20 protein-coding genes are annotated in these 20,866 nt (G+C 63.3%); 11 read left to right on the forward strand and 9 right to left on the reverse strand.

Annotated elements, in window-relative coordinates; genetic code table 11:
• Nucleotides 1–7 precede the first annotated feature (7 nt).
• Entirely contained in the window at nucleotides 8–601 is a 594-nt protein-coding gene (locus NKJ09_RS11515; protein ID WP_023722739.1) for an LmrA/YxaF family transcription factor, read from the reverse strand.
• 150 nt (nucleotides 602–751) lie between these two features.
• Between NKJ09_RS11515 and NKJ09_RS11520 the strand changes: the two genes are divergently transcribed.
• A complete protein-coding gene (locus tag NKJ09_RS11520; RefSeq protein ID WP_352495563.1) occupies nucleotides 752–1,549 on the forward strand; it encodes an NIPSNAP family protein in 798 nt (265 codons plus the stop codon).
• 43 nt (nucleotides 1,550–1,592) lie between these two features.
• Here NKJ09_RS11520 and NKJ09_RS11525 read toward each other — a convergent pair whose 3' ends face one another.
• From NKJ09_RS11525 to choX, 3 genes are read right to left on the reverse strand one after another with little or no spacing between them, the layout of a single operon-like run.
• Nucleotides 1,593–3,041 carry an amidase gene (locus NKJ09_RS11525; RefSeq protein ID WP_352481758.1) on the reverse strand — a complete coding sequence of 483 codons (1,449 nt, stop codon included), beginning with the start codon at nucleotides 3,039–3,041 and terminating at the stop codon, nucleotides 1,593–1,595.
• 8 nt (nucleotides 3,042–3,049) lie between these two features.
• Nucleotides 3,050–3,910: an alpha/beta fold hydrolase gene (locus NKJ09_RS11530; RefSeq protein ID WP_023722736.1), complete on the reverse strand. Its 861-nt coding sequence runs from the start codon at nucleotides 3,908–3,910 to the stop codon at nucleotides 3,050–3,052.
• Nucleotides 3,907–4,842: a choline ABC transporter substrate-binding protein gene (choX, locus tag NKJ09_RS11535; protein WP_031195251.1), complete on the reverse strand. Its 936-nt coding sequence runs from the start codon at nucleotides 4,840–4,842 to the stop codon at nucleotides 3,907–3,909. The genes NKJ09_RS11530 and choX overlap by 4 nt, the downstream gene beginning before the upstream one ends.
• Before the next feature lie 122 nt (nucleotides 4,843–4,964).
• Here choX and betI point away from each other — a divergent pair, with 122 nt between their 5' ends.
• The 5 genes from betI to NKJ09_RS11560 all read left to right on the forward strand — a co-directional run bounded on the left by betI (nucleotide 4,965) and on the right by NKJ09_RS11560 (nucleotide 9,117).
• Nucleotides 4,965–5,567, forward strand: coding sequence for a choline-binding transcriptional repressor BetI (gene betI / locus NKJ09_RS11540; RefSeq protein WP_031195249.1), 603 nt, complete (start codon nucleotides 4,965–4,967; stop codon nucleotides 5,565–5,567).
• A gap of 115 nt (nucleotides 5,568–5,682) precedes the next feature.
• On the forward strand, nucleotides 5,683–6,441 hold the full coding sequence (locus tag NKJ09_RS11545) for an SDR family NAD(P)-dependent oxidoreductase (RefSeq protein WP_352481760.1): 759 nt from the start codon (nucleotides 5,683–5,685) through the stop codon (nucleotides 6,439–6,441).
• A gap of 145 nt (nucleotides 6,442–6,586) precedes the next feature.
• Nucleotides 6,587–7,984, forward strand: a complete 1,398-nt coding sequence (gene fumC / locus NKJ09_RS11550) for a class II fumarate hydratase (RefSeq protein ID WP_023722732.1) — start codon at nucleotides 6,587–6,589, stop codon at nucleotides 7,982–7,984.
• A gap of 128 nt (nucleotides 7,985–8,112) precedes the next feature.
• Nucleotides 8,113–8,547, forward strand: coding sequence for a DoxX family protein (locus NKJ09_RS11555; RefSeq protein WP_023722731.1), 435 nt, complete (start codon nucleotides 8,113–8,115; stop codon nucleotides 8,545–8,547).
• Between the two features lie 147 nt (nucleotides 8,548–8,694).
• Nucleotides 8,695–9,117, forward strand: a complete 423-nt coding sequence (locus tag NKJ09_RS11560; protein ID WP_352495564.1) for a DoxX family protein — start codon at nucleotides 8,695–8,697, stop codon at nucleotides 9,115–9,117.
• Between the two features lie 23 nt (nucleotides 9,118–9,140).
• Here NKJ09_RS11560 and NKJ09_RS11565 read toward each other — a convergent pair whose 3' ends face one another.
• Genes NKJ09_RS11565 through NKJ09_RS11575 form a run of 3 tightly spaced genes read right to left on the reverse strand, consistent with a single transcriptional unit; the run spans nucleotide 9,141 to nucleotide 13,993 of the window.
• Nucleotides 9,141–10,202: a serine hydrolase domain-containing protein gene (locus NKJ09_RS11565; protein WP_352495565.1), complete on the reverse strand. Its 1,062-nt coding sequence runs from the start codon at nucleotides 10,200–10,202 to the stop codon at nucleotides 9,141–9,143.
• 57 nt (nucleotides 10,203–10,259) lie between these two features.
• Complete coding sequence (gene ppx, locus NKJ09_RS11570; RefSeq protein WP_023722728.1) at nucleotides 10,260–11,792, reverse strand: exopolyphosphatase; 1,533 nt, start codon at nucleotides 11,790–11,792, stop codon at nucleotides 10,260–10,262.
• Entirely contained in the window at nucleotides 11,792–13,993 is a 2,202-nt protein-coding gene (locus tag NKJ09_RS11575) for an RNA degradosome polyphosphate kinase (protein WP_352495566.1), read from the reverse strand. Before NKJ09_RS11575 ends, ppx begins: the two co-directional genes overlap by 1 nt.
• Nucleotides 13,994–14,143: 150 nt before the next feature.
• Here NKJ09_RS11575 and NKJ09_RS11580 point away from each other — a divergent pair, with 150 nt between their 5' ends.
• Nucleotides 14,144–14,389 (forward strand): zinc-finger domain-containing protein, encoded by a 246-nt coding sequence (locus tag NKJ09_RS11580; RefSeq protein ID WP_023722726.1) that lies wholly within the window; start codon nucleotides 14,144–14,146, stop codon nucleotides 14,387–14,389.
• 19 nt (nucleotides 14,390–14,408) lie between these two features.
• Nucleotides 14,409–15,614: an FAD-dependent monooxygenase gene (locus NKJ09_RS11585; RefSeq protein ID WP_352495567.1), complete on the forward strand. Its 1,206-nt coding sequence runs from the start codon at nucleotides 14,409–14,411 to the stop codon at nucleotides 15,612–15,614.
• 194 nt (nucleotides 15,615–15,808) lie between these two features.
• Here the strand turns inward: NKJ09_RS11585 and NKJ09_RS11590 are convergent, their stop codons facing one another.
• Complete coding sequence (locus NKJ09_RS11590) at nucleotides 15,809–16,480, reverse strand: TIGR02117 family protein (RefSeq protein WP_352495568.1); 672 nt, start codon at nucleotides 16,478–16,480, stop codon at nucleotides 15,809–15,811.
• Nucleotides 16,481–16,585: 105 nt separating this feature from the next.
• Between NKJ09_RS11590 and NKJ09_RS11595 the strand changes: the two genes are divergently transcribed.
• From NKJ09_RS11595 to NKJ09_RS11605, 3 genes are read left to right on the forward strand one after another with little or no spacing between them, the layout of a single operon-like run.
• Entirely contained in the window at nucleotides 16,586–16,849 is a 264-nt protein-coding gene (locus tag NKJ09_RS11595; RefSeq protein ID WP_023719742.1) for a metal-sensing transcriptional repressor, read from the forward strand.
• Nucleotides 16,846–17,874, forward strand: a complete 1,029-nt coding sequence (locus NKJ09_RS11600) for a cation diffusion facilitator family transporter (RefSeq protein ID WP_502895887.1) — start codon at nucleotides 16,846–16,848, stop codon at nucleotides 17,872–17,874. The genes NKJ09_RS11595 and NKJ09_RS11600 overlap by 4 nt, the downstream gene beginning before the upstream one ends.
• 30 nt (nucleotides 17,875–17,904) lie before the next feature.
• A complete protein-coding gene (locus tag NKJ09_RS11605) occupies nucleotides 17,905–18,618 on the forward strand; it encodes a HoxN/HupN/NixA family nickel/cobalt transporter (RefSeq protein WP_352481766.1) in 714 nt (237 codons plus the stop codon).
• A 74-nt stretch (nucleotides 18,619–18,692) separates the two neighbouring features.
• On the opposite strand, the gene NKJ09_RS11610 is transcribed toward NKJ09_RS11605, so the two are convergent.
• The gene (locus NKJ09_RS11610) at nucleotides 18,693–20,612 is read right to left on the reverse strand and encodes a multicopper oxidase domain-containing protein (protein WP_352495569.1); all 1,920 of its coding nucleotides are present in this window, start codon (nucleotides 20,610–20,612) and stop codon (nucleotides 18,693–18,695) included.
• Nucleotides 20,613–20,866 lie beyond the last annotated feature (254 nt).

Below are 20,866 nucleotides of genomic sequence, written 5' to 3' on the forward strand. Positions count from 1 at the left end.
TGTCCCGTCAAGGGGCTTTGTGGAGTATCCTGCGACGTCGCCTCGTGACTCCCTGTTCCAAGGCCATCAGGCAGTCGCGCAGCACTCTTGTGTCCTGTGCGGTCTTGGCCATCGACATGGCGCCGGAATAGGTGGCGACGGCGAGCGCTGCGAAGCGCTGCGGATCGGTGCCCTGCTCCCGGCCCGCCTGCTGGTCGGCCCTGATCTTGTCGGCAATCGCCTGACGCCAGGCCGAAAAAATGTCGGCAAGGGCAATGCGGAAATCCGGATCGGCAAGCGACAGTTCGTGCGCCAGATTGTTGAGCGGGCAGCCGCGCACGAATCCCTGCTGCTCCAGCTCCGCCGCGACGGCCGCGAACACGGCGCGCACGCCCTCCCGCGCCGAGCCGGCCCTCCGCACTGGCGCGATCCAGGTCTCCTCGACGGCGGCGGCGACCCGCTCTTCGATGACTGCTAGCGCCAGCGCCTTCTTGGTCGCGAAATGGTGGTGCAGCGCGCCGCCGGTGACGCCCGCCGTCGCCATCAAGTCGCCCATGCTGGAGGCGTGATAGCCGCGTGCCTGAAACGCCTCTTCGGCGACATCGAGCACCTTTTTGCGCATGCCTTCGGGGTCATTGGTGCGTTTTTTAGCCCGCGCCTTTGGGCGGGCTGTGGTCTCTGCTGACATTTCCACACGATAGCAGATTGACAAAACAGGACAACCGGTCTGTTTTATAAAACAGGATGACTGTCCTGTTTTTGAGATCGAGCGATGAACCTGCCTTTGAATGCCGCGCCTAAATCCGATCTGCTCGCCTCGCCCGTCGTCGAACTTCGGCAATACACGCTGAAACCTGGCCGACGCGAGACGCTGATCGGCATCTTCGACAATCATTTGATCGAGGGCCAGGAAACCGCGGGGATGACCATCATCGGCCAGTTCCGCGACCTCGACCGGCCAGATATGTTCGTCTGGTTGCGCGGCTTCGACGGCATGATCGCGCGGAAGCATGCGCTGGCCGCCTTCTATGACGGGCCGGTCTGGGCGGCCTGGCGCAACGCCGCCAACGCCACGATGATCGATTCCGACGACGTGCTGCTGCTGAAACCGGCTTGGCCGGGCGCCGGCTTCGACCTCTCGGGATCGCAACGAGTACCCCAGACGGATCTCGAAGAACCAAGCACAAGCAGTGCTTTGCAGGCAATTGTTGTCATCAGGATTCATCATTTGCGACCGGGCCTCGAAGCCGGCTTCGCCAGGGATTTCCAGACCGGGGCTCTTCCGGTTCTTGCCGCACTTGGCGGACAACCGCTCGCCGCCTTCGTCACCGAGCATGCCGAAAACAGCTTTCCGCGGCTGCCGGTGCGGGCCAGCGAAAACGTCTTCATCAGCGTCACGGGTTTCGACAGCGCCGAGGCGCATACCCGCCACGAGGCGGCCTTGGCCGCCTCCCCAGACTGGCAGGCGCTTCAGCAGACCGTACAACGGGAATTCGCCAGGCCCGCGGAGGTTTTGCGTCTGTTGCCGATGGCGCGATCGCTGCTCGGGCAGCACCCAATTTCGGTATGAACCAACATCGTCGACGCCTCCTACGTCGCCGGAGCCTCCTGGTTCATGCCTGAAAGTGTCTGGCATGGATCGCCTGGTAACGCGCCGTCCATGCGGTTGCCTGCTCCAGGTCAAGGGAAACGCGCAGCAGACGGTGATCCTCGTTCTTGCGGCCAATGAGCTGGATGCCAATCGGCAGGCCGCCTTTCGACTGGAACAGCGGCAGGCTGGCGGCCGGTTGGCCGGTGACGTTGAAGATTTCCGTGAAAGGCGCAAAGCCGTAAGCCCGGCTCGCCCAAGCCTCGTAATCAAAGAGAGCACCATCGCCATGGATGGCGCCAAGCCGGGGCGGCAGGCCGGCCGTGGTCGGCGTCATGATCAGGTCGAACGCATCGAACGCCCTCGCCATCGCCAGCGAAGCGCTGTGCACATGGTCCTGCGCCCTGAGATAGTCGGCGGCCGAGGACCGTCGAAAACAGTCGAGCGCGTGACGACTGAGGCTTTCGATTTCGCCGGCCCCCGGCATCCGCCCGATCTCGTCGGCGCGCTCGTCAACCAGCCGCGCGACCTCCGACATCCAGAAGATGCTCCAGTCCGCTTCGGCGCTGCCTTCCCGCGGGAAACGCGCCTGTGTGACCTCGTGCCCCATATCCTCGAGGAGGACCATGGCTTGACGTAATTTTTCCTCGATCTCGGGCGCGACCGGCGCGCCATCCGGCCGGTGCGCCAGGCACGCGACGCGCAGATGCTCGCCGGGCGAAGACAGCCAGTCCAGGTAGGACGGCACCGATTTTGACACGGAGTAAGGCGCTCCTTGTTCTGGACCGGCAGTTATGTCCAGCATGGCGGCGCTGTCGCGAACGGTGCGGGACAGGACGTTGTCGGCGTAGAGCCCGGCGCCGACCTGACCTCGACAGGGGCCGACAGGCGTGAGTCCGCGCGACGGCTTCATGCCGAACACGCCGCAACAGGCAGCCGGCACCCGGATCGAGCCGCCGATATCGGAACCGTGGGCGACCGCCACCATGCCGCTTGCCACCGCGGCAGCAGCTCCACCGCTTGAGCCGCCCGCCGTCAGCGAAAGATCCCAAGGGTTCAAGGTGGGGCCGCGAAAGCTGGGTTCGGTGACGAAGTCATTGGCGAATTCAGGCGTGTTTGTCTTGCCCAGCAAGATCAGACCGGCGGCCCGCCATCGCCGGACGATCTCGCTGTCGGGTTTCGGCGCGGCATCCTTGAAGTAGAGCGACGAGTGCGTCGTCGGCCACTCCCGCACATTCACGCCGGTGTCCTTGACCAGGAAAGGAATGCCGGCGAGTGCGGCGTGCCGGTTGCAGCTTGCCGCCGCGGAAAGCGCCCGGTCCGCATCGATCAGTGTCACGGCATTGATGGCGGGATTGATGCTTTGGATTGCTTCGATAGCCGCCTCGACGACCTCGACAACGGACAGTTCGCCCGAACGAACGTGCCCGGCCAGGGCGACGGCATCCAACGCCACATATTCGGAAAGGTTCATGACTGCTCTCAGCCCGGACTGCCGGTCGCGTCGGCCGTCGACTGGGATCCAGCTTTACTCCGGACCTTGAAATATCGGGCGATGGCTGCCGCGACCAATGCCGGATCCTCCCAGTGCGGGTTATGCCCGCACCGCGCCGCGCCCACGAACTCCGCGGCAGGGATTTCTTCGAGGAGCCGCTGTTGGTGCGTTTCGTCGAAGAGCAGGTCGCGCCCGCCAGCAATGACAAGCGCCGGCAGGCGCAGCGTACGCGCCTTGTCGGTAAGATCGACGCGCCGAACCTGCTCCAGGATTGCTCGCCAAAGTGCCGCCGGCATGGCTGACGCCTCCTTTGCAACCATGGTCAGGAAGTCCGCTGGAACCTCGGCCTCGCAGGCATGCCAATAGTCATAGAACGGATCGGCCGGCGATATCGGGTCTCGAAGTGCCCGCACACCAATGGTCATCGGGTGATCCTCACCGATCTGCGGCCGCACCGTTCCGGCCATCAGCACCAGGCCGCCAATCATCTCGGGATAGCGCGCTGCTGCCTCGATCGCCACCATACTGCCCAAGGAATGCCCGACCAGAACCGGCCGCTCGAGGCGCAACCGCTCGATCAAACTCACCACATCTTCCGCGAAATCCGCTGACGCGAAGCCGCGTGTCCCGGCCGGCGAGGCGCCATGCCCGCGCAGGTCTGGGATGATAAGCCGGCGCCCGGCGAGATGCGGCGCCAGCAAGGAGAAGCTGCGGCTCGTGTCGGAGAAGCCGTGCACCAGCACCAGCGCGGGCTCCTGCCCGGCGATTTCGACGCAGGCCGTTTCAGTGCAGCCGGCACCGACCTTGCGCTTGCGGCCGTTCCAGCCAGCCTGATCGACCGATATCAAAGGCCGAGCTGCTGCTTGACCGCGTCGAGCGCGGGCTTGCCATCGAATGTGGTGACACCGGCAAGCCAGGCGCCGAGCCTATCCGGATTCCCTTTGATGGCCTTCAGGCCGGCTTCCTCAGGCTTCAGGCCGTCATTGATGAGATAGCCCATGCCGAGATTTTCGAAATCGATGTCGAAGGCGAGGTTCTTCAGCAACTGCCCGACATTCGGGCATTGCTGCAGATAGCCCTTGCGCACCTGCGTCGTCACCGTCGCGGCGCCGAAGTTCGGGCCATAGAACTTGTCGCCGCCGCTCAGATATTTGAAGTCGTACATCGTGTTCATTGGATGCGGCGCCCAACCCTGGAAGACGATGAAGCGCTTTTCCTTGATCTCGTAGCCGACCTCGGAAAGCATGCCGGCTTCACTCGATTCGACGACCTGCCAGCCATCGAGGCCCAGCGACTTATCGGCGATGGCGTCCATCATCAGCTGGTTCGAGCCCGGCTCGATGCCATACATCTTCCTGCCGAACTTGTCGGCGAACTTTTGCAGGTCGGCAAAATCCTTGACGCCGGCCTCCCAGACGTAAGTCGGCACGGCAAAGGTGTATTTGGCGCCGACGAGATTGACGCGCACATCGTCTACCGAGCCGTCCTTCTTATAGGGCTCGTAATAGGTGATCATCGCCGGATCCCAATAGCCAAGGAACACGTCCAAATCATTGTTCTTCAAGGATTCATAGATGACGTTGATGCCCAGAAGCGAGCTTGCCGGTTTGTAGCCGAGCGCATCGAGCAAGACGCTGGTGACGCCGGTGGTGAAGGCAAGGTCGTTCCATCCAGGCTCGGCCATGCGCACGACCTTGCATTGTTCAGGTTCAGCCGCAAAGACCGGCTGGGTCGCCAGCAGGACCCAGAGCGAGGCGCCTATTCCAAGGCTACGAAGCATTTCGGTTCTCCTCATTTCACCAACGGTGTTGACCATTCGGTCCTTATATTGTCCCACCGGTCAATTCTTGATCTCGGCGGACGAAAATGTCAACGTCGGTTTTCGATGCATGGATCCGGCCCGTGAAACTCAAGCGCCTCAGCGACATACGCCGCAAAGAGCTGCGGCAAGCCGCCTTTGCCGTGCTTCAGCGCGAAGGCATAGCTGGCGCCACCATAGAAAAAGTGGCGGCACAGGCCGGCGCGTCGAAGGGCATCGTGCTGCATTATTTCAACAGCAAGCGGGAACTGTTCGAGCACGCCATGCGCGAGTCGAACCTGGTGCTGCGTCATGCAGTGGTCGAGCGGCTGAAGCAGGCGCGCACCCCAATGCAACGGATAGATGCCATCATCGAAGGCAATTTCGAGCCGCATCTTTTCCAGCCGTCCCTCTGCCATGCCTGGCTTTCGCTTTGCGCGGAGGTGCCGCGCGACGAAAAGCTGGCCCGCATCCAGAAGGTGATCCATGCGCGCATGCGCTCCAACCTGCTGTCCGGCCTGCGCGGTCTGATGCCGGCGCCCGATGCTGACGAGATCGCCTTCGGCGTCACCGCCCTGATCGACGGGCTATGGTTGCGGCTTGGCCTGCAGCCCGGCAGCGTCACGCGTGAACAGGCCATTCATCACGTCAAGGAGTTTGTCGCTACCCGCCTGGCTGTTCGGCGCGATGCAGCCGCTGCCGAATAGACCATCGTGCCCGACAGCCGAAGTTCATACTGTAGGATAGGCTGGCGGCTTGACCACAGTTGCCAACGGCGCTGCTCTCCTTGTCAGACAAGACGGCATTGCGCGGGAGTGTTGGATGAGACTGGGCGGCAAACGGGCACTGGTCACCGGCGGCTCGGACGGGATCGGGCTGGCAATCGCCGAGGCGTTTTTGCGCGAAGGCGCGGACGTGCTGATCGTCGGCCGCGACGGCAAAAAACTCGACGCCGCCCGCAAGCAGCTCGGGGACGGCGTCGAAACGCTGTCGGCAGACCTGTCGGCCAGCGCCGGCATCGACGCCGTGGTCGAGCATGCCAGGTGCGGCCCACCTCTCGACATCCTCGTCAACAATGCCGGCGTGGCGTTCCTGGCGCCGTTCGAGACCGTCAGCGAGGACCAGTTCCAGCAGTCGTTCGCGCTCAACGTCACGGCTGTATTCTTCCTCACCCAGCGACTGTTGCCGCATCTCGCGCCGGGCGGGGCATCGGTCATCAACATCTCATCCTATTTTGCGCACAAGATGATCCCGAAGCGGCCGTCCAGCCTCTATTCGCTGTCGAAGGGCGCGCTCAATTCGCTGACCAAGTCGCTCGCCTTCGAGCTCGGGCCGCGCGGCATAAGGGTCAATGCCATCGCGCCCGGCACGGTCGACACCGCAATGCGGCGCAGGTCGATCGAAAACCTGCCGGAAGCCGCGCAGGCCGAGCTCAAGGCCTATGTCGAGCGCAGCTACCCGCTCGGCCGCATCGGCCGAACCAGCGATCTTGCCGGCATCGCGGTCTATCTCGCCAGCGACGAAGCGGCGTGGACCAGCGGCGGCATCTTTGCAGTGGATGGAGGGTACACGGCGGGGTGAGGAGCGCGCGCTCTCCCTTCTCCCCTTGCGAGAAGGAAAAGGCGCTGCTTCAACCGATTTGCATCCCCATCGTCCGCAATCTCCGCTTGAAGGCATTTGTGCAACGCGATACGCCGTTTGCAAATTTGCAACCCGGAGAGACTTCGTGAGCGCGCCAGAGACCAGAACCGAAACCGACACGTTCGGTCCCATCGAGGTCGCCGCCGACCGTTACTGGGGCGCGCAGGCGCAGCGTTCACTTGCCAATTTCAAGATCGGCTGGGAGAAACAGCCGGCGTCGATCGTGCGGGCGCTGGGCATCGTCAAGCGGGCCGCCGCCGAAGCCAATATGGAGCTGAAGCGACTCGATCCGGCGATCGGCAAGGCCATCATCGAAGCCTCCCAGGAGGTCATCGACGGCAAGCTCAACGAGCATTTCCCGCTGGTCGTCTGGCAGACCGGCTCGGGCACCCAGTCCAACATGAACGCCAATGAGGTGATCTCCAACCGGGCGATCGAGCTTTTGGGCGGCATCATGGGCTCGAAGAAGCCGGTGCACCCAAACGACCACGTCAATATGAGCCAGTCGTCGAACGACACCTATCCGACGGCCATGCACATCGCCTGCGCCGAGCGCATCATCCACGACCTGCTGCCGGCGCTGAGACATTTGCATGCGGCACTCGAGGCCAAGACCAGGGCTTTCGCCCACATCGTCAAGATCGGCCGCACCCACACCCAGGACGCGACGCCGCTGACGCTCGGCCAGGAGTTCTCCGGCTATGCGGCGCAGGTCGCCTCGTCGATCAAGCGCATCGAGATGACCCTGCCAGGTCTGCAGGAATTGGCACAGGGCGGCACCGCGGTCGGCACCGGCCTCAACGCGCCGGTCGGTTTTGCCGAAAAGGTGGCGGCACGTATCGCCGCGATCACCGGCATCGATTTCGTCACGGCGCCGAACAAGTTCGAGGCGCTGGCCGCCCATGATTCCATGGTCTTCTCGCACGGCGCCATCAATGCCTGCGCGGCAGCGCTGTTCAAGATCGCCAACGATATCCGCCTGCTTGGCTCCGGCCCGCGTTCGGGCCTCGGCGAATTGTCGCTGCCGGAAAACGAACCGGGCTCTTCGATCATGCCGGGCAAGGTCAATCCGACACAATGCGAGGCGATGACACAGGTTTGCGTGCAGGTGTTCGGCAACAATGCGGCGATCAGCTTCGCCGGCAGCCAAGGCCATTTCGAGCTCAACGTCTACAATCCGCTGATGGCCTATTGTTTCCTGCAATCGGTACAGCTGCTGGCCGACGCTTCGGTGTCGTTTACCGACAATTGCGTCGTCGGCATCGAGGCCCGCGAAGACAACATCAAGGCAGCGCTCGACCGTTCGCTGATGCTGGTGACGGCGCTGGCGCCGACGATCGGCTACGACAACGCCGCCAAGATCGCCAAGGCGGCGCACAAGAACGGCACGACGCTGCGCGAGGAAGCGCTGGCGACCGGGCTGGTCAGCGAAGCCGATTATGAGCGGCTGGTGCGGCCGGAGGACATGACGCACCCGGGGTAAGTTGATCGCGAAAACGTTACCTCGGTGAACAATCCGTAACCAATCTGACGTCTTTGGTGAACAGTCGGCATGCGCTAACTGGACGGCTATCCCAAGTCGTTTGGCCAAACCCTTCTGGAGAGTTACGCATGTCCACCAACACGTCCACCAACACTTCGTTTGCCGGGTCCGGCACCGCCTCCGGCGCCTCGGGCACGATCCTGCTCGGCCGCATCCTGCTTTCGGTCATCTTCCTGCTTTCCGGCTTCGGCAAGCTGACGGCGATTGCCGGTACGGCCGGCTATTTCGGCAGCCTTGGCCTGCCGCTGCCGATGGTGACCGCCATTGTCGTTGGGCTCATCGAACTGCTTGGCGGCCTCGCCATCCTCGTCGGCTTCCAGACCCGGATCGTCGGCTGGGTGATGGCGATCTTCACCGTCGCCACCGCGCTGGTCGCCCACACCGGCTGGGCCGATCAGATGCAGATGATCAATTTCATGAAGAACCTCGGCATTGCCGGCGGCTTCCTCGTGCTCGCCTCCTCGGGTGCCGGCGCGTATTCGATCGACGCCAAGCGCGGCTGAAGCGGCCCAGCATTGCCTAGAAAAAAAGGGGCGCGGAATTTTCCGTGCCCCTTTTTCGTTGTCGGAATGCGTCGGTCGATCTGCTGGCCGGAACTCTGCTAAGATCGGGCGCTGGGCCAAAACGGCCGCTGATAACGGAGGTGAATCATGCCCCGCAATGCGCTGCTCTTGCTGTCCCGGCTGCTGCTCGCCGCACTGTTCGTGCCGTCCGGCTTCCATGCGCTTGCCGACATCGCCGGCACATCTAGCTATTTCGCCGGCCTCGGACTGCCGCTGCCAACACTCGCTGCCTGGGGCACGGGGCTGTTCGAGCTGATCGCCGGGCTGCTCATCCTCGTCGGCTTCAAGACGCCGATCGTGGCGCTGCTGCTCGCCGCCTTCTGCATCGCGACCGCCTTCATCGGTCATTACAGCCAAGGCGGCGACGATCCGACGCTGACCTTCCTGCATTCACAGATGCTGATGAAGGACATTGCCATAGCAGGTGGTTTTCTGGCGCTGGCAATGGCTGGTGCGGGCGCCTGGTCGGCCGACGGGCGTGGCATCGGCGTCGGTGCCGAAGCGACCTGAAAGACTGGCGTCAGCACAGATCATCAGGCGTTCAGGAAATTGGCCAGAATGATCTCGCGCCAGACGCGGGTCGGCGTCACCCAGGCATCCTGGGCGTTGTACTTGCCTGCATAGATCACGGCGGCGATGTCGGCCTCGGGCATCAGCCAGAGCCGCTGTCCGCCATTGCCGAAACCCCCATACCATGATTTCGGGGCGGCGAATGCTGGCGCCGGCGCGTCGCCGGTGAACCACAACCGGCCATAACCAAGGCCGTCCGGCGTCGAGATTGTGGCTGTTAACGACGCGTTTATCCAGCCTTCCGACGCGATCCTCTCTCCATTCCATAGACCCTTGCGAAGAAGGAGTTGGCCGATCTTCAAAAGATCAGGGGCCGCCAGCCTGAGGCCGGACGCTGCGGAGGCGACGCCGTCACCACCAGCCGACCAGTGAAAGCGCTCGATTCCAAGCGGCGCGAAAAGCGCCTCGCGCGCGAAATCCGGCAGGGATTTGCCGCAGCCTCTTTCAATGATCGCGCCAACCAGCGCGACGCTGCCGCCGGAATAGATCCAGCGGCTCCCAGGGTCGGCGATGATCGGCCGCTCAAGGATGAAGCGATAACGATCGGGCGCGTTCTCCATCGCGATCTCGCTGTTCTGCGGATCGCAATAGGGACGGTTTTCGTCCCACTCCATGCCGAGCGTCATCGTCAGCGCATGGCCGATCGTGATCTTCTCACGCGCGGGATCGGCGGCGAGATCGGCGTATTCGGGAAACAGCGCGAAGAGCGGCGCATCGGGTGGCGGCACCAGTCCCGTGTCGAGGGCAACGCCGTAAAGCAGGCTGACGATGCTCTTCGTTACCGAGCGCAGATCGTGCAGCGTGCCGGCGTCAAAGGCGATCTGCCCGATCGGGCGCCCCCATTCTTCGTCCCTGCCCTCGGCATAGTGCTCCAGGAAGACCTTCTCGGAGCGGGCAGCGAGAACGATGTGCAGGTCGCGCAACAGGCCGGACTCGAGCCCGGCAAGCAGCTTGCGGTGGATCGCTGGATCGAAGCCGAGCGCTTCGGCTGCAGCTACGGACGGAGATGACGATGGGATGGTCATGGAATTTTTCGCTCTGCGTTTACCCCACGTCCCGAAATCCGGCCTTGGACCGCCCGTTCACTTCACAGACATGCTTGGCCCGCCCTCGACCGCCAGCACCAGCCGGCGGTTGGTGACTCTTGCCAGCTGTGCCAGCCGGCCAGCCGGCCGCTCGCCGTAAAGATCGGCCAGCGCTGCCGGCAGCACCAGCGCCAGCACGCCATTGCCGCGGTTTTCCCATTTCAGCCGCGGCATGACGCCCGGCATTGCCGCGGTCAACAGATAGACGACGCGCAACAGCGCCGCCAATACCCGGGCGCGTTCGAGATAGCGCGGTGTCGCCAGCCCGCGGATTTCCGGAGCGGCTTCATTGAATACGCCCTCGTGGCGAAACAGGCTGACAAGCGCCAGGAAGGCGCGGCCGGGATGGTCGACGCCGATGAACGAGGCGTGGGCGATGATGTTGAGCGATTGCTTGCCGCGATATTCGGGATGGGCGCGCCAGCCGATATCGGCAAGCAGGCAGGCGGCGTGGCGGTAGCGCGCCTCATCCCTGGTTTCGTCGATGCCGAAGGCAGCGAAGGCCTTACCGGTCCATTCGACAAGCTCATGCGCGTGGTCGACCGATCGCGAGCGCAGGCGGGCAAGCTCTTCCGCCGCCGAGATCAGCGGATCGGCTTTCTGTTCGGCCTTGTCGAGCAGCGAATAGAGAAAGCCCTCGCGCACGCCCAGCGCCGACACGATGATCTTCGACGGCTGCATCGCCGCCATGATCTCCTGCAGCACGATGGCGCCGTAGGGCAGCAGCGAGCGGCGGTTCTTGGAGACGCCCTCGATGCCCTTGACCTTATCGATCTCGGCTTTGGCGACCTGCCGGAGGAAGCTCGCGGCGCTTTCGATGCCGATCTCGTAATGGTGCATGACGCCGAGCGGGTAGTTGGTCATTTCCATGTGCAGACGGGCGAGGTTTCGCCAGGTGCCGCCGACCGTGTAGAAGGCCCTGCCCTGTCCGCCCTTCAGCAATTTCGCCCGCGCCAGTTGCTCGCGCGTGATCTTTGCCGCCTGGGTCAGCGAGTTCTTCGCCATGTCCTGCAGGCGCAAGCCGCCCAACGGCAGGGTGATGCCGTCACCGATCGCCTCGCCGTCGATATCGATCAGTTCGAGGCTGCCGCCGCCAAGATCGCCGGCGATGCCGTTGGCCGGGTGGAAACCGGAGATGACGCCGAGCGCCGAATAATGGGCTTCCTCGCGGCCGCTCAGCACCTGGATCTCGGTCTTGAGTACATCCTCGGCGCGGTGGATGAAGTCGGGGCCGTTGACCGCCTCACGGGCGGCGGCGGTCGCCAACACATACATGCGCTCGGCGCCGGCCTGGTCGGAGAGCGCGCGGAAACGGCGGAACTCTTCCATCGAGCGCGTCACCGCCTCGGGATCGAGCTTTCCGGTCGAAACGATGCCGCGGCCGAGGCCGGCGAGCATCTTTTCGTTGAACAGCAAGGTCGGCGAGCGCGCCAGCCCTTCATAGATGACAAGACGGATCGAGTTCGACCCGATATCGATGATGGACAGCGGTCGGCGGTCCTGAAGCCGGCCCTGGGACGCTGAAATCATCAGCCCGTCGCTGCGTTCTGTTTCTTGCGGCGCTTGAACTGCGCGATGCGCTTGGGCGCATGCGACTTCAACGCATCGCCCCGTCCGGACAGGCTCGGATTGGTCATGAAATATTCCTGCGCGTTGAACGGTTCCTCGCCCTCCTCCAGCACAACGCGCCGGGAGGTTCCGTCAGCCAATACGTCGAAACTTTGCTGGTTGTCCATGATGTTGCCGAGCATGATCTGGCCGAGCACCTGTTCATGCACAGTTGGATTGGTGATCGGCACCATGGTCTCGACCCGGCGGTCGAGATTGCGCGGCATCAAATCGGCCGAGGAGATGTAGACGATCGCCCCGTCCGAGGGCAGGCCGTGGCCGTTGCCGAAGCAATAGATGCGGCTGTGCTCGAGGAAGCGGCCGACGATCGACTTCACCCTTATGTTCTCCGACAGGCCCGGCACCTGCGGTCTCAGGCAGCAGATGCCGCGCACGACGAGATCGATCTCGACGCCGGCGCGGCTGGCATCGTAGAGCGCATCGATGATGATCGGATCGACCAGCGCATTCATCTTCATCCAGATGCGAGCCGGCCTGCCATCCAGCGCGTGGCCGATCTCGTCCGAAATATGCTTGAGGATGCGGTTGCGCAGCGTGAACGGCGATATGGCCAGCCGCATCTGCTCGGCCGGCTCGGCATAGCCGGTGATGAAATTGAACAATTGCGCGACATCGCGCGCGATCGTCGGATCGGTGGTGAAGAAGGACAGGTCGGTGTAGATGCGCGCGGTGACCGGGTGGTAATTGCCGGTGCCGAGATGCACGTAATTGCGTAGCCTGCCATCCTCGCGCCGCACCACCAGCGACATTTTCGCGTGGGTCTTCAGCTCGAGAAAGCCGAAGACGACCTGGACTCCGGCGCGCTCGAGGTCGCGCGCCCAGCGGATGTTGGCCTCCTCGTCGAAGCGCGCCTTGAGCTCGACCAGCGCCGTCACCGACTTGCCGGCCTCGGCGGCGTCGACCAAAGCCCGCACGATCGGGCTGTCGTTGGAGGTGCGGTAGAGCGTCTGCTTGATCGCCACCACTTCCTGATCGGCCATCGCCTGGCGCAGGAACTGCACCACCACGTCGAAGGATTCGTAGGGGTGGTGGACGATGATGTCCTTCTCGCGGATGGCGGCAAAGCAATCGCCACCATGCTCGCGGATGCGCTCCGGGAAGCGCGGATTGTAGGGCGTGAACTTCAGATCGTCGCGAGCGACGGCGACGATCTCCGAGATCTGGCTAAGCGCCAGCGGCCCGGTAAGCACGCTGATGCGGCTGGCCGAGACGCCAAGCTCGCCGGCGACGAAGTCGCGCAATTCGGACGGCATCAGCCTGTCGAACTCGATCCGGATGACCGAGCCGCGGCGGCGACGCTTCAGCGCCGTCTCGAACAGCCGCACCAGATCTTCGGATTCTTCCTCGACCTCGATATCGCTGTCGCGGATGATGCGGAACGTGCCGGAGCCCTTGACCTCGTAGCCGGGGAACAGCTTGCCGATGTAGAGACTGACCGCCTCTTCGAGCGGAACGAAGCGGACGTGATGCTTGCGATCCGGCAAGCGGATGAAGCGCCTCAGCGCTACCGGCAGGCGCAAAAGCGCGCTCATTTCCTCGCCGTTCTTGCGGTGGCGCAATTGCAGCGCCATCGAGAAACCGAGATTGGGAATGAACGGAAACGGATGCGCTGGGTCGATCGACAGCGGCGTCAGGACCGGAAACACCTGCTCCTGGAAATGGTCCTCGAGCCAGGTCTTCTCGTCCTTGGTCAGCGCATCGCGGGTGATGCTCTCGATGCCTTCCTTGTTGAGCTGCAGCATCAGCGCCGAAAGGCTGTTCTGCTGGTCCTCCTGCAGGCGCTCGACCTCGCGCAACAGCTGTTCGAGCTGCTGCTCGGGGGTGCGCCCGTCCGGGCTCTTCAGCACGATGCCCTCGCGCACCTGGCCGGCAAGACCGGCGACGCGGACCATGAAGAACTCGTCGAGATTGGCCGCCGATATCGACAGGAAGCGAACGCGCTCGAGCAGCGGATGATTGGCGTTCAGCGATTCCTCGAGCACGCGCCGATTGAATTGCAGCCAGGAAAACTCGCGGTTGACGAAGCGGTCAGGATTGCCGCCTTCGCGGCTCGCAGCCTCGATGGTGATGAATTCGTTCTGGACCGGCTTCAGTTCGTTCATAGTTCCTGCTCTTCTCACACCCGTCCGCGGATTACGGTGTTAACCGGCTTAACTTATCCTCTGACAGGCTTTTGCGACAGTTTCATTTCATCGATCTTGCAAAGAGACGGGTTATGATCCAGATGCAATCGACAAGATCAGGAGACGACGATGGCAGGCGGTTCCATTCCCCATTTCCAGAACGATGCGGGCTATCCGGCAATCGACATCGGCGTCAAGGAATTCATGTGCACCGGCGCCAATCCGCCTTTCGACCATCCGCATGTATTTCTCGACATGGGCGACGACAATGAAAAGGTCTGCCCCTACTGCTCGACGCTCTATCGCTATTCGCCGAAGCTGAAGGCATTGGAAACGGTGCCGCCGGGCTGCCTTTATATCGACCAGGCCGCCTGATTCTCCTGCGACAAGCCTGATGCAGGAAACGCAGTCCCGGCAGGTCGTCATCGCCGGGGCGGGCGTTGCCGGGCTGACCGCGGCACTGGCCTTCGCCGAGCGCGGCTATCGGATAAAACTGTTCGAACAGGCGCAGCACCTCGAGGCTGCCGGCGCCGGCATCCAGTTGTCGCCCAACGCGACACGCATTCTTCGACAACTCGGCGTACTCGATCGGCTGCTGCCGACGGCGGTGCGGCCGGAGGCGGTTGTGCTCAAGGATGCCGCCACGCTGGGCGAGCTGGCGCGCGTACCGCTTGGCCCGGCCGCCGAAACGCGCTGGGGGGCACCCTATCTCGTCGCCCACCGCGCCGATCTGCAGTCAGCGCTGATGCAGCGGGTTTCGGAGCAGCCCGGGATCGAACTGGTCGCTGGCGCGCGGGTGACCGACATCGCAGCCGGACCGAAAGCTGTTGCCGTCACTGCATCGGCTGATGGCGAAACGGTCGAGGCTGGCTGTCTGCTGATCGGCGCGGATGGCGTCTGGTCGTCGGTGCGAGAACAACTGGCCCGCAAAGCGGCCGAATTCGGTAGTAGCCGGTTTTCAGGTGAGCTGGCGTGGCGCGCCACCGTCGGTGCCGACAGCCCTGCTGGCCAAGCCTTTGCAGCGATCGGTGCGCCCGATTGCGTTACCGCATTCCTCTATCCCGGCTTCCATATGGTCGCCTATCCGGTCAGCCGTGGCACTGCCTTCAACCTCGCCGCCTTCACCAGGGGCGAGCGCATCGCCGAGGGCTGGTCGGGGCATGCCAACCCCGCCATCCTCGTCAGCGCCATGCGCGGTACCGCGCCGGCGCTGGTCCGTCTGGCGAGCGAGGCGGCGCCGTGGACGGCATGGCCGATCCACACCGTCGAGCAGCGGCGGTGGACGACACCGGAAGGCGTCGCGCTGATCGGCGATGCGGCGCATGCGATGACGCCCTTTGCCGCACAGGGCGCGGCGATGGCGATCGAGGACGCGGCGACGCTTGCCGGCTTCGTTGCCACCTCGCCTGCCGATCTCAGCGGCGCGCTTGCCGCTTGGGAACAGGCGCGGCGGCCGCGCGTCGCCCAGGTCGCCCGCCGCGGCGCGGTCAACCGCCTCGCCTGGCACGCGGCCGGGCCGGTGGCGATGGCCCGCAACCTGTTCCTGGCGATGCGCTCACCCGAAAAGCTCGCCGCCGATCTTGATTGGCTTTATGGCTAGCGGGCGCGCGAGTCTGGGGATCGGCGATAAAAAGCTCGATAGGCCGGCGGGACAGCGCCCCCCCCTGTCCTGCCGGACATCTCCCCCACAAGGAGGGAGATTGGCAGTTTCGGCGCCTTGCTAGGTCCTGCAACGTTAGAGATTGGCGAAAGGAGGGCTCGAAGGATCGCGGCGTTGATCAGCCGGAACCCTCTTCAATTGTGAAGCCGCATCGACAGGCCGAGCGAGGCTGGCAGCGGGTTCCACCAGCCGGTGCGCAGCCCGGCCGTGCGCAGTGCCGCCGCCGTCCAGGTGTTGCAGCCGATCAGCGCGTTGAAATGGCCATTGGCTTCGAAGAAACGATCGAAGCGGGAATAGGCCGCATTCTCGATCGGAATGGCCCCGTTCGGCCCCCGCTGGAAGCTTGCTGCAATGAAATCGAGCAGCGCCGCAAAGCGTTCCTCACTTACGTCGAAGCCGGCGACGTCGGGATGCGGCTCGGCGATTTCGCCTGAAATGTCGACATGCATCACCGAAGCATCGACGGTCAGCGCCTTCATCACCGGCACTGCCTTCAGTTCCGACCAGGTCGGCGTCTCGAGATAGAAGGCGCGGCCTCCCCAGCCGAAGACGATGTAGCGGACCTCCGCCATGTCGGCCGGAATGCCGGCATCGACCAGGAAGTGGAAGCGCCGGCGCACGTCGTCGTCGACCGGGATGGCGATGTCGGTGTGGATCGGGTTTTTCAGCACCAGGATGCGGTGGCTTGCGCCGATCGGATCGGCAGCGGCCGCCGGCCAGAGCGGGCGCGGCAGCAGCGTGCCCAGCGCCACCGCAAGGACTGCTGTAACGACCAGCAGGCCAAGAAAACGGGCAAGCTTCTTCATGGGGAAGGCATAGACCAAGCAATGTTCAAGGTGAAGCCTCTCCGGAAATTGCACAGCTGACTTAGAGCTTGACCCGTATCCTCCCCGGGAGGATATGCTGGAGGCATGTCAGATCACCTCCACGCCTCACATCCTTCCATCATAAAGCGCCTGAAGCGCGCGCAAGGCCACCTTGCGGCGGTGCTGGCCATGATCGAGGCGCATCGCCCTTGCGTTGATCTGGCGCAGCAGCTTCATGCCGTCGAAAGGGCCATCAGCAGCGCCAAGCGCGAGCTGATCAACGATCACATCGAGCATTGCCTCACGGACAGCGTGGAAACCGGCGGCAACTCGCTGGCGGAACTCAAGCAGCTGGCGAAGTATCTATGAATGCCATCGTAGCCCGCATTCTGGACTGGCTCGGGTTCGGCTCGCACGCCGCACATCATCACGGCGATCACGGTTCGCACGGTCACACCCACGGCGTCATCGATGCGACAATTGCTACCACCGACCGGGGCATCTGGGCAATCAAATGGTCGTTCGTAATCCTGGCCATCACCGCGGCGTTGCAGATGGTCGTGGTTGTGCTGTCGGGGAGCGTGGCATTGCTGGCCGACACGATCCATAACATCGGCGATGCGACAACGGCGATCCCGCTATGGATTGCGTTCGTGCTGGCGCGGCGCAAGCCGTCGCGGACCTTTACCTATGGCTTGGGCCGGGTCGAGGATCTGGCCGGCATCATCATCGTGCTCATCATCCTGTTCAGCGCTGTTGTCGCCGCCTACCAAGCCATCGACAGGCTGATCAATCCACAAGTAGTGACACACCTCGGCTGGCTGACGGCGGCGGGCATTGTCGGCTTCCTCGGCAACGAGGCGGTTGCCGTGTTCCGTATCCGCGTCGGCCGCGAAATCAACAGCGCGGCACTCATTGCCGACGGCTACCACGCCCGCACCGACGGACTTACCAGCCTTGCCGTGGTCATCGGAGCCATCGGCGTCTGGCTCGGCTTTTCCTTGGCCGACCCGATCGTCGGCCTGCTGATCACGATTGCGATCTTCGGTATCGTGTGGCAATCGGCCCGTTCGGTGCTGACCCGCATGCTGGACGGAATCGAACCCGGTGTGATGGATGAAATCCGACATGCCGCCGAGCATGTTGCGGGCGCGCATATTGTCGATGCTAAGGCGCGCTGGGTCGGTCATAGATTGCACGCCGACATCGCAATTGCCGCGGACGAAACCTTACCGCTGTCGGCGGCGAACAAGATCGCGGCAGCGCTGAAAGACGAACTGTCCCAGCATATGCCAGCCCTGGCTGAGGCGAATGTCCGGTTTTCAACGGAACGTGGAGAGAACGACCATCCGCACCCTCACGAGCACACGCATGACCACGGCCACATGCACTGACGCTCGCCGATTTTCTGCTAGTCTCGTCCGATGTTCCAGACGCTCGTCGAATTTCAGCGCACGATCTATCTGACGCTCGGCGAGCAGATCAAGCTGCTTGCGGCCGGAGGCAATTGGCTGGCATTCATGGCCTTCCTGCCGATGGGCGTCGTGTTCGGGGCTGCCCATGCGCTGACGCCGGGTCATAGCAAGGCGGTCCTGGCGACCTATCTTGCCGGTTCGGATGCGAAGGTCTCGCGCGGCCTGCTCGTGTCTATCACGCTATCGTTCACGCATGTGACGATTGCCGTTCTGATTGCGGCTCTCTCGCTGCCACTGGTCTCCATAGCATTGGGCAGCGTTGGCCGCGCTCCGCTCCTGGAGCATATCAGTCGTGGGCTGCTCGGCCTCATTGGCGTCTGGATGCTCTGGCGCGCTTTGAGCCACAGCCATCACCACAGGCACGAAGGCGAGGCTGTCGGCGTGATGGCAGGCCTGATCCCCTGCCCGCTGACGCTTTTCGCGATGACTTTCGCGATCTCCAGGGGTGTTCCGGCAGCGGGCGTCCTGTTTGCCATCACCGTGATGGTCGGCGTGGCGCTGACGCTGTCCTGCGTCGCGGTATTGTCGATCGTGTTTCGGGAACGGCTTGTACAGTTTTTCGCGCGCCAGCCACGGCTGTTCGAAACCATCTCCCGGGCCATCGAGGGCGCTGCCGGTCTCGCCCTTGCCGGCGTCGCTGTCTGGCAGATCACATCAGCTTAAGAGAAAACATGGTTTCAGCCACTGCATGGCGTCCGGGCCGGTGCAGCGGTTGGAACGAGCCAAGCCGACGCCGGTCATGTCACATCGATCACGACCATCAGCCCGCCGCCGCCCTTCTCCTCGACATTGTTGTTCGTGGTGTGATGCGGGATGTGGCAATGGATCAGCCATTTGCCCGGACGCTGCGCCTTCCAGATCACGTCGTAGCGCTGACCCGGCCCGACATTGACCGTATCGGCAAGGAAACGACCCGAGGCAGGGATCGTCTCGCCGTCGCGGGCAACGACCTCGAACGGTCCGCCATGGATATGCATCGGATGGATGAAGCCGTTATTGGTGCCGATGAACCGCACCTTGAGCGTCTCGCCGACCTTCATCGGGATCGTCTCGGTCGAGGGATAGGCCTTGCCGTTGATGGTGAAGAAATTCGGCATGCCGCCGTCCATCGGCATCGACGGGTACGTCAGCCCTTCCCGCACCAGCCATTCCTGAAGCTCGATGACGTAATCATGGTCGGCCGCGACCTCATCGGCGGGATTGGCGGGATCGATGATCAGCGCACCGTAGAGGCCGAGCGCCTGGGTCCGGTCCGGCTTGGCGTGGGGGTGGTAGAAATAGGTTCCGTGCTGGGTTGCGGTGAATTCGTATGAATAGGATTGGCCGGGCTCGATCGGCGCCTGCGTGATTTCGGCTGGCCCATCCATCTGGTTCGGCAGGATCAGGCCATGCCAATGCACCGTCGTTTCCTCAGGCAGGCCGTTGGTGACGTTGATCCTGATCCGGTCGCCCTGGCGAATATGAATTCGCGGGCCGGGAATCTGGCCATTATAGGCATAGGCGTCGACCGCAACGTTAGGCAGGATTTGCCAGCGGACCACCGAAGGCCTGAGCTCGAACACCTTGATGCCGTTCTCCATTCGAAAAGGCAGGTCCTGGTCACCCTTTGCCGTCAGATCATAAGAGGCGGCCACAAGGCGAGGATCGGTGGCGGCCATGTCGCGCATCGCGTCGGCCGGCGTGTCGCGGTCCATGATCATGCCTTGCGGCATGATCACCCCGCCGACATCGCGCGCCGACAAGGTTAGGTTCAGCCAGTTCGCCGGCGCGATCATGCCGATGGCGAGGGCCAGCAGGGAGACCATGCTGAGGGCGGCGACTTGCGGGGTCGTGGCATCCGTCTCCATGTGATGACCGGCGCCGCCTTTGCCTTTGTGGGAAGCCATATCGTGGTGCTGCCTGTGATGGCCGCTGGCGTCGGCCTGCTGCATTTGCATCTGCGCGTGTTGCCTCGTGGCAGGCTGCTGCCGACCATTGATGCCGGCTGCCTGCGCGCGCTGCGTCATCAACCCGTGCTTCAGCCCCCGGGCGACCAGCCAGACGTTGGCCGGGTAGGCAAGCGCAAAACCGGCGATGACGCCGATCGACATCACGCCCCAGAATAAGAGCTCCGTCGGTTCCATTGCGCGCATGTCGCGGCCCATCATCAGAAAACTCATGACCGGCGCCATGCCGGCCATCATGAAGTTCATCGAGATGAATTCGGGCAGGAAGCTCTTGCGCACGTTCTCCCAGTAGGTGCCGCCCATCATCGATTTCATGAACAGCGACTGGAAGATGAACAGGCCGAAGGCAAAGCCGGCGAGATATTCGACGATCAGGTCGATCCACATCGGCAGGCCGAGCGCCGCCGTGACGGCGGCGGCAAGAATGATGCCGGTGGCATCGCCGGCGACGCAGTGGATGGTGGAGCCGACGCCCTGCTTCCAGAGCGGCTGAGTGAAGAGTTCATGCTCGCCCGGCCGGGGCTCCTTGTCGGCGAGCACGTAGAGTAGCAGGCCGAGCGGACCCATGTAGAGGGTAACCAGGATGAAGCCCCATTTCATCACCACCGGCTCGGGGTTGTTGCGATATTGGTCGAAGCCGACATAAAGCGTCGAAGCCAGCGCCAGCGCGAACCAGACGACGAGGAAATAGTCGATCGGTTGGATGAGCATCAGGATGAGCCCTTAACCTGCCGCCGCACGCGCCCACGCGGCTTGTTATACAACTCCTAATGGCAATGAACGCAGCCGGCGCGCTTATGATCCGTGCCGGCCTTAGTTACCAGGTTGCAAGGTGACCACTCGAGCGGCCTGAAGCACGCTTGCTATCTTCTCGCGCCGCGCACGGTCAGCGCTCGTCGAATACGCGTAAGGCCCTGAGCAAGGCAGCGAGCCCGGTCCGCCGGCCTTGTCACGAACCGGCGTAC

It is taken from the genome of Mesorhizobium sp. M0189, from assembly GCF_040322135.1.
GTDB lineage: Bacteria > Pseudomonadota > Alphaproteobacteria > Rhizobiales > Rhizobiaceae > Mesorhizobium.